This window comes from Vibrio sp. PID17_43 (assembly GCF_002608565.1).
In the GTDB taxonomy this organism is placed as follows: Bacteria; Pseudomonadota; Gammaproteobacteria; order Enterobacterales; family Vibrionaceae; genus Vibrio.
Window position 1 is genome coordinate 146,097 of sequence record NZ_LIXM01000006.1, and the last position, 15,182, is coordinate 161,278.

The 15,182-nt window shown below is 43.4% G+C and carries 13 protein-coding genes; 5 read left to right on the forward strand and 8 right to left on the reverse strand.

The annotated features are described in order from the left end of the window. The first annotated feature begins 144 nt into the window (after positions 1–144). The 5 genes from AK965_RS06130 to AK965_RS06150 all read left to right on the forward strand — a co-directional run bounded on the left by AK965_RS06130 (position 145) and on the right by AK965_RS06150 (position 5,834). Entirely contained in the window at positions 145–1,809 is a 1,665-nt protein-coding gene (locus AK965_RS06130) for a BCCT family transporter (protein ID WP_099078784.1), read from the forward strand. Between the two features lie 294 nt (positions 1,810–2,103). Next, complete coding sequence (ectA, locus tag AK965_RS06135; RefSeq protein WP_172438086.1) at positions 2,104–2,637, forward strand: diaminobutyrate acetyltransferase; 534 nt, start codon at positions 2,104–2,106, stop codon at positions 2,635–2,637. A gap of 36 nt (positions 2,638–2,673) precedes the next feature. Continuing rightward, complete coding sequence (gene ectB, locus AK965_RS06140) at positions 2,674–3,939, forward strand: diaminobutyrate--2-oxoglutarate transaminase (protein WP_099078786.1); 1,266 nt, start codon at positions 2,674–2,676, stop codon at positions 3,937–3,939. A gap of 13 nt (positions 3,940–3,952) precedes the next feature. Further along, positions 3,953–4,339, forward strand: coding sequence for an ectoine synthase (locus AK965_RS06145; protein ID WP_099078787.1), 387 nt, complete (start codon positions 3,953–3,955; stop codon positions 4,337–4,339). 70 nt (positions 4,340–4,409) lie between these two features. Beyond that, complete coding sequence (locus tag AK965_RS06150; protein WP_099078788.1) at positions 4,410–5,834, forward strand: aspartate kinase; 1,425 nt, start codon at positions 4,410–4,412, stop codon at positions 5,832–5,834. A 504-nt stretch (positions 5,835–6,338) separates the two neighbouring features. Here the strand turns inward: AK965_RS06150 and AK965_RS06155 are convergent. The 8 genes from AK965_RS06155 to AK965_RS06195 form a co-directional block, all read right to left on the reverse strand. Further along, positions 6,339–6,677, reverse strand: coding sequence for a cytosolic protein (locus AK965_RS06155; RefSeq protein WP_099078789.1), 339 nt, complete (start codon positions 6,675–6,677; stop codon positions 6,339–6,341). Positions 6,678–7,528: 851 nt separating this feature from the next. Then, positions 7,529–8,269 carry a helix-turn-helix domain-containing protein gene (locus AK965_RS06165; protein WP_253252665.1) on the reverse strand — a complete coding sequence of 247 codons (741 nt, stop codon included), beginning with the start codon at positions 8,267–8,269 and terminating at the stop codon, positions 7,529–7,531. A gap of 143 nt (positions 8,270–8,412) precedes the next feature. Beyond that, positions 8,413–9,069, reverse strand: coding sequence for a nitroreductase family protein (locus AK965_RS06170; RefSeq protein ID WP_099078791.1), 657 nt, complete (start codon positions 9,067–9,069; stop codon positions 8,413–8,415). 713 nt (positions 9,070–9,782) lie between these two features. Next, on the reverse strand, positions 9,783–10,934 hold the full coding sequence (locus AK965_RS06175) for an ABC transporter permease (RefSeq protein WP_099078792.1): 1,152 nt from the start codon (positions 10,932–10,934) through the stop codon (positions 9,783–9,785). Then, positions 10,931–12,118 (reverse strand): ABC transporter permease, encoded by a 1,188-nt coding sequence (locus AK965_RS06180; RefSeq protein ID WP_099078793.1) that lies wholly within the window; start codon positions 12,116–12,118, stop codon positions 10,931–10,933. Before AK965_RS06180 ends, AK965_RS06175 begins: the two co-directional genes overlap by 4 nt. A gap of 18 nt (positions 12,119–12,136) precedes the next feature. Further along, positions 12,137–13,117, reverse strand: a complete 981-nt coding sequence (locus tag AK965_RS06185) for an HlyD family secretion protein (protein ID WP_099078794.1) — start codon at positions 13,115–13,117, stop codon at positions 12,137–12,139. 3 nt (positions 13,118–13,120) lie between these two features. Beyond that, positions 13,121–14,548, reverse strand: coding sequence for a TolC family protein (locus tag AK965_RS06190; RefSeq protein WP_099078795.1), 1,428 nt, complete (start codon positions 14,546–14,548; stop codon positions 13,121–13,123). A 150-nt stretch (positions 14,549–14,698) separates the two neighbouring features. Further along, positions 14,699–14,926 carry a hypothetical protein gene (locus tag AK965_RS06195; RefSeq protein WP_099078796.1) on the reverse strand — a complete coding sequence of 76 codons (228 nt, stop codon included), beginning with the start codon at positions 14,924–14,926 and terminating at the stop codon, positions 14,699–14,701. Between the last annotated feature and the right edge of the window lie 256 nt (positions 14,927–15,182).

Consider the following 15,182-nt stretch of genomic DNA (forward strand, 5'->3'; position numbering starts at 1 on the left):
CGTTAAAATTACAAAGTAGAGCAACCTACCTAAAAAGCGACTCAAGACTCGCACATAAGCTTTGCAGTAAGTGACGCAAGAAAGCCATCACTCCAATTCCTACACTCGATTTTTATTTGGTCACGTATTTTAAGGAGATAAATCGTGAGCACCGACAATAACGGTGGCATTCAACGCCCCGATGGTAAAGTAAACGCGATTGACACTGACTATCAAATCGGTCAGGACAATGTAGCGTTAAAAGTAGGCCCATTTGGTCTCGATATCCATAACCGTGTATTTGCTATTTCAGGTATGTCGATCATCCTGTTCGTAGTGCTAACCCTCACTTTCAGACAACAAGTAGAACCGTTCTTCTCTGGACTGCGTAACTGGCTTGTTTCTAACCTTGATTGGTTTTTCCTTTCGGCTGGTAACATCTTCGTTGTGGTTTGTTTACTATTGATCGTGACGCCACTTGGCCGCGTGCGAATCGGTGGTACTGAAGCAACGCCGGATTACACTTATGCAGGTTGGTTAGCGATGCTATTCGCAGCGGGCATGGGTATTGGTCTGGTATTCTTTGGTGTGTCTGAGCCAATGTCTCACTTCAGTGCTGCACTTGGCGGTGTGAACGTAGAAAATGGCATTCGTACTGACTGGGCTCCACTAGGCGCAGCGCAAGGCAACACAGAAGCGGCTTCTGCACTGGGCATGGCTGCAACGATTTACCACTGGGCTCTTCACCCTTGGTCAATCTATGCGCTATTGGCTCTAGGTTTGGCGATTTTCTCGTTCAACAAAGGCCTGCCTCTAACGATGCGTTCTATTTTTTACCCACTTTTCGGTGAGCGCGTTTGGGGTTGGGTTGGTCATGTGATCGATATTTTGGCCGTTATCGCGACAGTATTTGGTCTGGCGACGTCTCTTGGTTACGGTGCTTCTCAAGCCGCTACGGGTCTGAACTTCTTGTTCGATATCCCAGTGAACAATACTACTCAGGTTGTTCTGATTGTGGTTATCACAGCTCTTGCATTGCTTTCAGTGGTTGCGGGTTTGGATAGTGGTGTTAAGCGTCTATCTGAAATCAACATGGGTCTTGCCGCACTGCTGCTATTGTTCGTGATCATCGTTGGTCCAACAATGGCAATCATGACTGGTTTCTTTGAGAACATTGGCGCATACCTTACAAATATCCCAGCACTATCGATGCCATTTGGTCGTGAAGATGTGAACTATTCACAAGGTTGGACTGCGTTCTACTGGGCTTGGTGGATCTCATGGTCACCATTCGTAGGTATGTTCATTGCGCGCGTATCTCGTGGTCGTTCAGTTCGTGAGTTCATCGTGTGTGTTATCCTGATCCCATCAACCGTGTGTGTGCTTTGGATGACGGCGTTCGGTGGCACGGCGATTAGCCAATACGTTAACGATGGTTACCAAGCGGTATTTGATGCAGAACTGCCACTTAAACTGTTTGCGATGCTAGATGTGATGCCGATGGCTGAAATTACGTCTGTCGTTGGTATCATCCTAGTTGTGGTGTTCTTCATCACTTCGGCTGACTCTGGTTCGTTGGTTATCGATACCATTGCTGCTGGTGGTAAAGTCGATGCGCCTACACCGCAACGTGTATTCTGGTGTACGTTTGAAGGTTTGGTTGCTATCGCTCTGATGCTAGGTGGTGGTTTAGCGGCTGCTCAGGCAATGGCGGTGACAACCGGTCTACCATTTACGATTGTGTTGCTTGTCGCTACAGTGTCATTGATAAAAGGCTTGATGGATGAGCCTCGTCCAAAAGCGAAATCAATGAAGAAAGCAAAAGCTTAATCTCTTCACCTTAAATATAAAAAACGGCATGCCTAGGCATGCCGTTTTTTTTTGATTGTTTGTTCCGTCAGTCCCACTTTAGTTGTGTCATCTCTGTACTCATTTACGAAATGTTTTGCACCGCACTATAAATACATTAGACCTCAAATTATTTTTTCTTTCACCATATACTTTTTCTATTGTGACTGGTGTCGCATTAATCAAGATTGATTGGAGGTTTGTTTGATTTTACCCCCAGAGTGATGCCCATAATATAAAGGAATTAATTAGAGCACGAAGGATATGTATCTACACATGATCACGTCAGCACCTTGGGTGATTTATCCAGAAATTGGAGAAGACCCAAGTCAAAAATGGATTTTTCGTGAACCACAAGCAACGGATGGTGATGACATTTACAGTTTGATCGCAGACTGTCCACCACTCGACATGAACTCTTCTTACTGCAACTTTCTCCAGACTACGCATTTCAGCAAAACCTGTATTTTGGTGGAACACAAAGGCAACGTAGCAGGCTTTATTTCTGGTTACCAGAAACCAAATGAGCCTGATGTTCTCTTTGTTTGGCAGGTGGCCGTCTCGCCTTGGGCACGTGGAAAAGGTTTAGCATTTACTATGCTTGATAGCCTTCTAAAGCGAGATGAGTTGGCGAAGATTAACGCCATTGAAACGACGATCACAGAAGAAAATGACGCGTCATGGGCATTGTTCAAAAAGCTTGATGCGCAAAATGGCAATTTTGGTGAAGTGACCACTTTTCTGGATGAAAAAGAGCACTTCAAAGGCAAGCATGATACAGAGTACCTGTATCGCATACCCCTCAAATAACCTTCACTCATTAGGAATCAAATAAACGGTCTCATCATGGATATTTTCAAAAAGCAGGAATCCAACGTACGTTCATACTCGAATAGTTTTCCAGTCGTATTTCGTAAAGCAAAAGGGAGTTGGCTGGAAACAGAACAAGGCGAGCGATACTTAGATTTCCTTGCTGGAGCGGGATCTCTAAATTACGGTCACAATAACCCAGTCTTTAAACAGGCGCTGCTTGAGTACATCGAAATGGATGGCATTACTCATGGCTTGGATATGCATTCAGAGGCTAAGGCGTCATTTTTAGAAGCGTTGGATCGCTTTATTCTGAAACCACGATCATTCGATTATAAGGTTCAATTTACAGGTCCAACCGGAACAAACGCGGTTGAAGCGGCACTAAAACTGGCAAAGAAAGTAAAAGGTAGAAGCACAATCGTTGCATTTACCAACGGTTTCCACGGTTGTACTGCCGGGGCATTGGCCGCAACAGGTAACCAGCACCACCGCCAAGGGGCGGGGTCAACGTTGAATAATGTGACGCGTATTCCTTTTGAAGGCTATGCAGGAGTAGACGGTCTCGCATTATTTGAAACCATGCTCAACGACAATTCTGCGGGTATGGATAAACCAGCGGCAGTGTTAATTGAAACCGTGCAAGGGGAAGGTGGCTTAAACGTTGCGTCCAATGAATGGCTACAGCGACTGGCTCAAATCTGTAAATCAAATGACATTCTGCTTATCGTTGACGATATTCAAGCAGGTTGTGGTCGCACGGGTACTTTCTTTAGCTTCGAGCCATCTGGCATTAAACCAGACATCGTTACCTTGTCAAAATCGATTAGTGGTTATGGTCTGCCAATGGCCATTGTCTTATTAAAACCAGAACTCGACCAATGGAAGCCAGGCGAACATAACGGCACATTCCGTGGCAATAACCACGCATTTGTAACGGCGACTAAAGCACTTGAGACGTATTGGTCAAATCGTGATTTTGAAATTCATATTAAACGATGCTCCGAACAGATCGATGAAGTCATTCAACGCAGCATAAAACGTTTCCCGGAAATGTTTGTTCAACGTAAAGGGCGCGGCATGATGATCGGTATTGAATGTCAAAATGGTCAACTTTCTGGAGACATTGCAAAAGCCTGTTTTGACAACGGTATGGTCATTGAGACAGCCGGTCCTAATGACGAAGTGGTCAAATTCTTCTGCCCATTGACGATTAGCGAGTCAGAGTTAACTCAAGGTTTAGATATTTTTTCAGTTGCGGTAGAAACCATCGCGGCGAAACACTTCAAACAAGCATCGTAACAAGGAAAGAACAATGATCGTTAGAACACTCGACGAGTGTCGCAATAGTGAAAGACGCGTGGTATCGGACAACTGGGAAAGTGTTCGCATGTTATTGAAGGATGACAATATGGGCTTTTCGTTCCATATCACCACAATTTATCAAGATACAGAAACCCACATTCATTACCAAAACCATCTTGAGTCGGTATTTTGCATGAGTGGGGAAGGAGAGATTGAAGTGATCGGGGGGAAGACTTACCCGATCAAACCAGGCACGCTTTACATTCTTGATAAGCACGACGAACATTATCTTCGCGCGTACAAAAACAAAGAAATGGTGATGGCTTGTGTATTCAATCCGCCGATCACTGGCGCTGAAGTTCACGACGAAAATGGGGTTTACCCATTGGTCGATTAATTTCCCTCAATTGGGGTGAGTCTTCACCCCATTTCCCCTCTTTAAAATGATCAATCATTAAGGCCCTCTCATGACTTTTACCGTAGAAAAAATCGGCGGTACATCAATGACAGCGTTTGATGCTGTGCTTGATAACATTCTTTTACGTCCTCAAAATCCATATAACCGCATCTTTGTCGTGTCCGCCTACAGTGGAATGACGGACGCGCTGCTTGAATGCAAGAAAACCAGTAAACCGGGTGTGTATCAGCTGATCGCTAAGCGTGATGATTCGTGGCAAGACGCGTTAGCCTATGTTGAAAGCCGAATGTTGCTGACCAACGAGCATATCTTTGCTGACCCAATGAATCGAATGCGTGCGGACAAGTTCATTCGCTCTCGTATTGCGGAAGCGAAAAACTGCATTTCCAATATTCTAGAGACCTGCCAGTATGGACAATTCTCATTGCGTCATTATCTCCCTCAAATTCGAGAATTTCTCTCTTCAATTGGAGAAGCTCACAGCGCCTACAATACGGCACTGAAACTCAAGAATATGGGTATTAATGCGAAGTTTGTTGATTTATCAGGATGGGATAATCAAGAACCAAGAAGCCTAGAACAATCGATCAGTGATGCTTTTGCCGATATTGATGTTAGTACAGAGTTGCCCATCGTTACTGGTTATGCGTACTGCAAAGAGGGTTTAATGCACACTTACGATCGTGGCTATAGTGAAATGACCTTTAGCCGTATAGCGGCGATCACCAAGGCGGATTTGGCGATTATTCACAAAGAGTATCACTTAAGCTCCGCTGATCCGAGGGTGGTAGGCCCTGAAAACGTTCACCCTATAGGTTCGACAAATTACGATGTCGCAGACCAATTGGCTAACTTGGGCATGGAAGCGATTCACCCTAATGCGGCAGCGGGTTTACGCGAAAGCTGTATTGAACTGCAAATCAAGAACACTTTTGAGCCAGAGCATAAAGGGACACTCATTTCTTCGGATTACCGTCCTGACACTGATAGGATCGAAATCATTGCAGGTAAACAGAAGGTTTTTGCGTTGCACCTGTTTGATCAAGCGATCGTTGGTAAAGTGGATAATGTAAGTTATGAGCTAATGGAAATTATTTCTGATGCTCGTGTAAGTTTGATCGGTAAAGAGATGAACGCTAATTCCATAACTTACTATCTTGGCGGTAGCACAGAAAGCCTGAATAAAGTGTTGTATAAAGCTGAGAAGCGCTATCCTAAGGCATCGATTACAGGGCGAATGGTGGCATTGATTTCTGTAATCGGCTCGCAAATTGATACGAACAAAACCTTAGCCAAAGGTGTATTGTCACTGATGAACAGTGATGTTACCCCCATAGCGCTTCACTCATCCATGAGAAATGTAAACGTGCAGTTTGTGGTGGGTGATAGTGAATACCAACAAGCGATTTGTGCCCTACATGACGAGTTTTTTGAGAAAACGCCACAGGTCACTACATCATCTAACGTGGCATAATCAACGTTCATCTTTTAATGGTTTATGTGTAGTGATAAGTATGCAGAACCATACTTGGGGTGAACTATTACAGATAAGGAGCCAAATTAGGCTCCTCTTTTTAATTTGACCTCATTATCAACACAAGCAGCGGTTTTTTGCTTTGATCATTCAATCAGTGTGCGAACCAAATCTCCACCTGCTAATTCCTCCTTCATCATGCGGGATCGGTACGACTCCCACCATGTGGTCATGTCGACTCATCCGCTACAGTCCCACACTGTGAGATTTTCAAGTGTTACAATAAATAGTTTGTCTTTGAGACAGCCACAGTGCTCAATAGTATTTAAACAATGTTGACCGAACACTTTTTTAAAGGTGTTAAATAGGAAGTTTGCTTTATGCGTAAATCAGATAAGAAAATCGAAAAACAAATTAGTGAATATAAAGCCTTAAGGCTATGTTTGCCCTCTAATTTCAGGGCGACGAATGCCAGTTCGCCAATTTCAACTTACTGAATCATGCTCAGTCTATTCGGGTAATAAAAGTTTGCTCGTCATCCACAAAAGCGACAAAGCCGCCGTGATAGATAAACACTCGGCCACGCCCTTCGACTAGGCAGGCGAGCTGTGGGTTCAAATCTTCTTCGTTATCTTGGCTTTGAAAAGTGCCAGTATCCGTGATTACGCCGCGGAGTGTCGGCAAATATCCATAGGTGCGCTTGGCTTGATCTATCAGGCTCAATTCACTGGTACTAGAGAAACAAGCGGGAATCGAACCGGCGTCTTCAATAAATAGAGGTTTCAGTTCTTCAAAGGCGGTAATCACCAGCCAGTCAATGTCGTTTACATGATGGATAAACATAGGTGTTCTCGATAATTCTGGTTCGGAGATCTTATCACTATCGGGGAAGAACGTAGTAGAGATTTAGTTGTTAAAATCGGTAAACCAGTGCCACACCCAGACATGCACTAAGGTAATTTTAAACACGTTTTGATCGAGAAATAAGCCCTAACTCCTCGTGAAAATCAGTTCACTAATATGCTGGTAGCCCGAACCCTACGACTAATGTCTAACTGTCTGAGAAGATTTGTATTTTTTTGTTTGGTATAAAGCACTAGCAACTGAATTTCAAGGGTTCATGAACATCAGTCATCGAGTTCTTGTAGAAGAGAATATAGGCAACTACTCGCTTAATCTTCGTTTAGTGAGTAAATAACGTTGGTTGGAAAAACACACCTTAGAGTGTGAACGAAAGGAATCACTATGCCACTACACTACAGTGCTGACTTTGGAAATAAAAAAGACATGCTAGCTTGGGTGTTCTATTAACTTAAGTTAGAGGTTTCTATGAAGAAAGTATTATGGGAAATTATTTTTTCACTAATGTCGTTCGGCAGCATCGCTGCAATAATTGCTCCCAATGTCCCTACGTTGTTTTACTTGCTTGGGTGGCTCTATATTATTCTAATGTTAGGTGTTGGTGTTTTGACCCTATATGCTGAGCGAATTATAGCTTGGTGCGATAAAAAGTTAGGGAACACTAAGGATGATTAAATAGGGTGGTTCACTTGCCCTGAAATATACAAGGTCAGCAGTCAGTAATGTGCGGATTGTACCTTACTGTGTGATTACCGAGGGAGGTTGACGGTCTAATTACCGAAGGATTCTGTCGTAGTTCCTTTTTAGGGTAGTCCACCATCTCCCTCCTGTATCTACTCGATAATTAGAGATTCGGCTCGCGCTTCTCGTAATACTCTCGTGTTGAGCTTTTCCTCAACCCAGATATTCCTGACGGTGGAGTGACTGATTGAGATATGGTAACGCTTCATCATCTCACCACTTATCCTGATTGCAGTCAGGTGTGGGAGTTTTAGTGTTAACGATATCACGATGTTTCTTGTTGTTTCATCGATACGGTTGTTGTGACGTGGCAGTCCATACATGCGTTTTAGAGCAAGTGGACCGTGCGCTTCGAGTAACTGACGATTATTGTGAATGCTCTTCACCGAACAGCCACTCTGGCGAGCAGCTTCTCTGACATTTCCTAGTTTATTTGCAAGTTCGATAGCATCCAGTTTCTTCTGAACCTCCTCGCCGTATTCAGTCCTTGAGCTAGGCTCTAGCAGCTCTTTCGTTGTGAGCTCTCGGTCAGCAAAGTAAGCCGTGAAGCCACCATCAAGTCGTTTACGTAGCTCAACTTGTTGGCTGACGATGGAATACCGTAAGGGAGAAGTTATTTGATACATCGAGTTGTTATAGCTGAAGGTGTGGTCTCTACGGATCTTACGATACTCTTTTTGGATACAGACAGCGTCGAGGTCGATGTGTTTGGGAACAGGCGTGTGCTCAGAGCGGATTTGCTTTGCATTCACTTTCAATGTCGTCGCCCAATAATCTGGGATGAACGTGTTTTGTAGATAGTCGTTCGCTTGAGCCATCTCGGCATAAAACACAAAAATTCCCCAATTCTTTGTTTCAGGGCTAGTTTCTAGCTACTCATCATTGAATATCATTTTCGAATCGAGAGTGGTCATCGATGAGTAAAAACATTTATTGGCATTGCAGTGAAGTCAACCATTTCAATCCAATCAACACGTTATAGTGTTTTGAATATTTCATCGATTGGTAATCTAGCTTTTGGCAACCCGAAATTATAATCTTCATCTTCTTTTGGATATCCCATAGCTAAGGCTACCTCACAAACAAAGCCATCTAATTCTTCTTCGAACGCTTGTCCTATCAGGGCCGTATCGACTCCCTCCATGGGTGTGGAACCAATTTCCAATCGAGCCAAGGTGTGCAGAGCATTCCCAAGCGCCAAATACATTTGCGCTTTAGTCCAATAGCCGTTGTAGCCTGCATCATCAGTGTTCACTTCCGCGAACGAGAAGCCTCCGTTTAGCATATTGTCATACATGTCTTCCGGCAGATGGCCGGAGTCTACTTCAACATCTACGCAATGCGCATATTGCTCTTTCGTGAACTTAGGGTTGTAGGCAAAAAGAATGACATGAGATGCCTCAAGGGCGTGGTGTTGATTGAATTGATACTTGATAGCAAATGTGTTGTGGAAACGCTGTTTGGCCTCGTCACTTTCCAATAACAAAAATTTCCAAGGTTGGGAGTTAATGGATGAGGCTGACATCCGAATCGCTTCTTTAATTATCTCAATTTTATCTAAAGGAATACGCTTACTGGAGTCATACTGCTTAACGGTATAGCGAAAGTGCAAATCTTTGATGATTTGATTCATTGTATGTCCTTATTAGGTGTTTGATTTTCTATTAAAGCCTAGTACAAAATATCAAGTTTAAATATTTGAACTGCTCCACAATACTGGACATCAAGTTAAGCGACTTTTGATACTTGTAGTTATCCATAATTTACCAATTTGGTAAAACACTGAAACGCTTTTGCTCCAAAGTTTTCAACGTTGATTGATTTGAACTTGAACAAACCAAAAACTAATGTATAGCCTTTGCTAAACAAAGCAGTCCAAAACACGACTCATTGCTGTTACCACACAGCTAAAAAATCAGTATCAAAATCACTAACTTTAGTTAAGATAGAGTCAATGCCACAATTCATATAAGCATGCTTTACGTGCTGTTAATTAGTTTTTATTTAAAATACGGGGTGCATCATGGGTACAGTTATAGGTATGTTGGTCTTGGCGTTCATCGCGTACTTGGTAAAGAAAAATACGGGGCTGCACTTACATCAGTGGTTTTCTAAGAAGTATCAAGAATATCTAGACACGAAGAGAAAGAACAAAAAATCAGCATGACTCACGATGAGATGTGTTACTTCCATTCGTCATGCCCAGAACTTTCTCAGTGGCACATCGTAAATCAGAATTGTCCATGAAATGAGTCAGTGATTCTTCCGCTCAACTCAGTCACTAGAATATCTACGCAAACAAAAAGGGGCTACGTGAGCCCCTTTCTATATTTGGATAAAAAGCCGTTAACTCAAGCTTTCTGTTATCACTGGTTTGGTATTACGTCTTGCAATCCAATACGCCACGCCTCCCCAAAGCAGTGTTAGACCCCATAGCCCCGTCCAATATTGCGCCACTTGTTGCCACGTTGCGCCCATTTGGTTGAGTGCTAAAAAGCCTTTAATTGCCCATGTACTTGGGCTTAAGTCTGCAAACCAAAGTAGGGGGGCCGGAATCGATTCAACCGGCCAAATAAAGCCCGCTAAAAAGACTAATGGCAACGAGCTAACAAGTACGACAACAGAGACCAGTTCGCGTCGTGGTAGTAAATAACCGAGCCATAATCCCAAGCCACAGCATCCGAGTAAAAATGGCAGTAACATGGTGAGCAATTCGCTCGGGTTTGCAACGCGGTTGACGCTTAAGCGCTCAAAACTAAAACCAAAGTAATACGCGCTGAGTAGGTAGTAGATTGCAACAAAAACTAAGGATCTGGCGAGCAATAAAGCGCCGGTTGATGCTTGTGACCAATAACCACGCCCATGGCGTTGCGTACCCGTTTGCAAACCCACCGCCATGATCAGAGTCTGCTGTAGTATCAGTACGAATACCGCGGGTACAACATACTCGATGTATCCCATGGTTGGGTTGAAGGTCGGTTTCATGTTGAGCTTGAATGCAGAATAATCGTGGCTTGCCATATTTAATGGTACGCCATCAATGAGCATTTTACTTACTTTGACTTGCGCACTTAACGTATCACCGGCTTGTGCTAATCCTTCTACCACTGTGCCGTAAACCAAGAAGTAAGAGGCGTCAGCGGCGTAAGCCAGAGTTGGGCTTTTACCTAACATTAAATCTTTGTAGAAGTGCTCTGGGATCACCAAGAAACCGGTGATTTCACGATTGAAAAATGCGTTTTTTGCATCAGCAATAGTGTATAAACGGGCAACAATGTTCACTTGTGGGGTCGCATCCACCATGCGCTCCAGTGTTAAGCTCGTTTGGCTTCCATCTAAGTTAACAACCGCGATAGGTTGTTCGCGCGGGGTTTGCTGTGCGTAGGGGAGTGGATACAAAAATGAATAAAACACCACACCACCAAATACAGTAAGCACGACGACTGGGTTGGTTAAGACTGAGCGAAATTCAGTTTTAATCAATTGCCAAAAACTCATGCTGCCTCCTGTGGATCGTTATTGCTTGCCATGCTGTCTTTAATCGCAGCATCACGATGCTTGAGCACAAGTACGACGGTGAGCATTAGGGGAATAGTATAACCAATCATTGGCCACATAGAGCTGAGAGATTGAGCCGCACTAGCACCATAGTTAGCTTGGTCGATCTGCACTTCAATATAGTAAGTGATAGGCAATAATCCACGCCACGCCTGAGCCAATGCGTTCATATCAGACACTGGAAACGTAATCCCCATAAAAGCAAAGCTAGGCGCAGTAAAGGCTCCAGCAAAACTCATCGCACGTGCAGGATCCATCGGTAGGAAGAAAAACAATGCCCCCATAATGATACAAGCGATAATGGTAACGAACTGTGCAATTAACATGACAGTAAAGCTGCCTTCCATTGGCCAATCTAACAAAACGTAAAACCAGTATAGGAAGAGGGCACTTTGAAGCATAAACACTGGAATGTATTGGCTAAGAATCTTAGCCAATTGCTGAATGGGTTTTTCTCCCAAGAACGCAAAACGGTTTGCTTTGTTTCCATAGATACGAAAGTGTGCAGTAAGGATCAAGATGGTGCTCACCACGATGCCAATTTGCCAAATAGCCGGGACGATAGCCGTAACCAAGAACTGAGCATAGTTAGTATTTTGATTAAATAGTGCAGTTATTTGAGTAGAAATTGGCACAGCCTGGTCAAGAGCGGCTAGCATAGTAGTATTACCTTTTGCCAGATTACTCATCGCTTCTAATTGCGCATCAAAGTAGCCAAATGATTGTTCCACTGCTGAGCTGATAAGCTTTGCAACCAGAATATATTGGCTGTTGAAGAACACGGATATCTGCGGTTGGCGATGCTGAAGAATGTCCTGATCTAAATTATGAGGGAGTACTACATACGCGTAGATGTCACCTTCAATCATGGCGGTCTTTGCTTCTAAAGCACTATTGTACTGAAAATTTATCGACAAAGTTGGTGATGCATCCAAGGTCTGCATCATTTTGCGTGAGAGTTGGGAATGTTGTAAATCTACCATGCCAATGGGTAGATCTCTTGCAATGCCAATAGAGAAAACACCCCAAATGGTGACGGCTAATAAGACAGGAAGCCAAGTCAGACACGAAAATAACCATTTATCGCGCCGTAGGATCTGTCGTTGGGAGATAGGAATCGTCATAGAGTTAAACCAATGCCATTAAAGTTCAACCACAACGCTCATACCCACACGCAGCCCAGACTCTTCTTGGGTTGGTCGGGCTTCCACTTCAAAAGTACGAAGATCAAACCCTTTAGATGCATCAGTGGCGCGCCATGTTGCGAAATCACCCATCACAGCAACATGAGTAACTTTGAACTCCACTTCTCTATCTAGCGCAGGCAGGTAAGCATTAAAGGTCGTTCCTTTGGTGAAGTGATTCAGAAGATCTTCCCGAACGTTCAAGGTTGCCCAAGAGTCCTGAATATCGATAACGGTGACCACAGGGAAGCCTTGTGGAGCGAGTTCACCGCTTTGCAATAACACTTGTGATACTTCACCATCAAACCAGCTAAAGATTTTGGTGTCTTTCACATAAGCCTCAACTTCTGCTACGGCACCAGCTGCCATTTTAACTTTTTCAGCAGCGGCAACTTTAGTTTCGGTACGCGTTCCCTCTTTTGTCATCTGGTACATTTGCTTAGCGGCACTTTCGGTGTATTTTGCCGCTTGCCATTGAGTGAAAGCTTCATCACGTTTTTGTTCTGCTATGACGCCATCATTGTACAAATTTTCCACACGTCGGTACGTTTTGTTCATCAAACTTGCTGCAGCTTTTGCTTTTAACCATTGATCTTTTGCTGCTTGGATTTGTTGTTCACGTGCGCCTTTTTCAGCTTCTAATGCCAATGCGCCCGCCGCTTTTTCTTCGGCTTTAGCTTGCTCTAGTTTAGCCTCTATCTCGGGATTGTGCAGAGTGAAAATAAGCTGACCTTTTTCTACATCATCGCCTTTACGTACGAGGACATCATCAATACGCCCCGGTACTTTTGACGAAATCGTGTACTGTTGAGCTTCGATCAAACCTTGTAGGCGAACTGGTTCTGGTTGGTATGCGTGGTAAAATTGATAGCCAACCCAAGAAGCGATACCGAGAGCGCAAAGAGAAAGTAGAGTGGGTTTTAAAGATTTTGCTACCATGAACTATTTGACCTTCTTATCTGTTGAGGTTGATGAATGTGCAGTGCTTTGGTATTGATTAAAACTATTCATTTCATTGCTAAGCGCTAATAGTTTGGTTAACGACATTAAATAGTGAAAACGTGCTGTTGATTGTTGAGTTTTGATACTCGCGACAAAGAGTTGAGCGTCAACAACTTCGAGCGAAGTGGCAAGACCTTGTATGAAAGATTTTTGTCTAAGGCGTAAATTTTCGTTGGCGAGTCGTATACTGGACTCCAAGCCTTCCACTTCATCAATGGCTTGTTGAGCTTGGAGATAGGTTTTTTGTACCAACAAAGAAAGGTCCTGTTTCGCCTGTGATTTTAGTGCGTTCACTTGCCTGATCATGCTCTGCGCGGCTTTAACTTGTTCACTACGACCCGATGATTCAATCAGTTGTATATTCACCCCTACGCCCACTAGCCAATCTGGCTTCATTTGGCTCGCGAGGGAATCATCTTCATACAAGTTGTAATCACCAAATAGGAAAACCTCTGGATAATATTTGCCCTTTTCTGCTTTGAGCAAGCTAGATGCCTGCTTGTGCTTCGCGTCGAGTAAATCTAAACCAGGGTAGGTAAGTAGTGTTTGATCAATAAATGCGTTAAGAGGAGGAAGTTGTTTATTTATAAACAAAGCCTCAGAAGGTTCAACCAAGCCAACTTGCTCTAAAATCTTACCCAACGCTGATTGAGCGATGACCAAATCGCTGTTTGCTTTGCGAGTGTCGACTTTTGCTTTGTCGAGGGATGCTTCAGCTTGAAGGCGCTCAACTCGCGAGATTTGACCTTGCTCTTCCAATTTTAGTGCGAAGTCGCGGTGCTTTTCTAAGTCTTTCTCAACGGCTTGACGTGTCGTTAGCACTTCTTTGGCGAGCACCACTGAGAAATAGTATTTTGCAAGATCTTCGAAGCGCGCCTGCTGCTCCATCGCTAGTTGGCTTTTCGCCTCATCGGTTTTACCTTGTGCCGCTGATTGAGCTGCATCAATACGGCCTCCGGTAAAAATTGGCCAGATTGCCCGGATAGAAGAAGAAAAAATATCACGCTCAGTGATGGTTGAGGTGGTATTTGCTAGCGTATTGAACACAGGCTCAACTATCGGTAGAAACTCCGGTGGAACGCTAATTTTTTGCCCAGTACTGTCGAATATCTGTTGGCCTGACAGGGTGACATCGTTATCCAAGTGAGTGTAACTAGCAGTAAGACTTACCTGAGGAAGATTCAAGTTATCTGTCGCATTTTGCTGATACTCGTAATTTTCTACGTTGGCACGCTTTGCTTTTATAGAGTAGTTGTTTTCTAACAATAACTGCCATGCATCACTGAATGTAATTGGAGCTGCTTGGCAGGCAAAGGAAATAGAACTACTAAGAAGACTTAAAATCCAAAACTTTCCATATTGTGTCATAGTCATCCCTTCGTTTAGAGTAATAACTCTAATATAAGGTAATAAATAGTAAGTGTTAAGTAGTTAATTTGGAATTAATAGGGATTGGGTTGCGCCCTCTTTCTAGTGTAGAGGGCAAATGAGCAAATGGGCAAATAGGTCAGTTAGGGGCTATTTTATTGAAGGGCAATAAAACTCAGCTCTCCACTCGAGTTGACGAGAGCCACGAATCGTATTCAGTAAGTCTTTACCACTCATTTGAGGAAAGGAAAGCAGCACTTTAAGGTCGTATGGGCTAACTTCGCTTTTTTCATAAGCTCTGACGTGGGTAAACGTTGAATACATATTTTCTGACAGCATAGCCTTATTAAGGCAAATTCCAAATGTATCTCGTTCCATGCTTTGATATTCCTTTGTAACTATAAGTGCATCTTTGTTTATAGCTATACAGCAGCAGTTGGTAGTTAAGCGTTTGTCATAAAAAAAGGTATTATTGCTATTATGTCATTTTTTGAATTACCTAGTGAATGTGTTGAGCATTAAATAGGCTTCCTATTTAGCTGCTTTTTATTCGAAGCTCTGAATGACTCCTTTGACTAAAAATTATACGACCTAACCCCCCGAAATGCCTAAAAATTCGCTAATTTTGACGTGA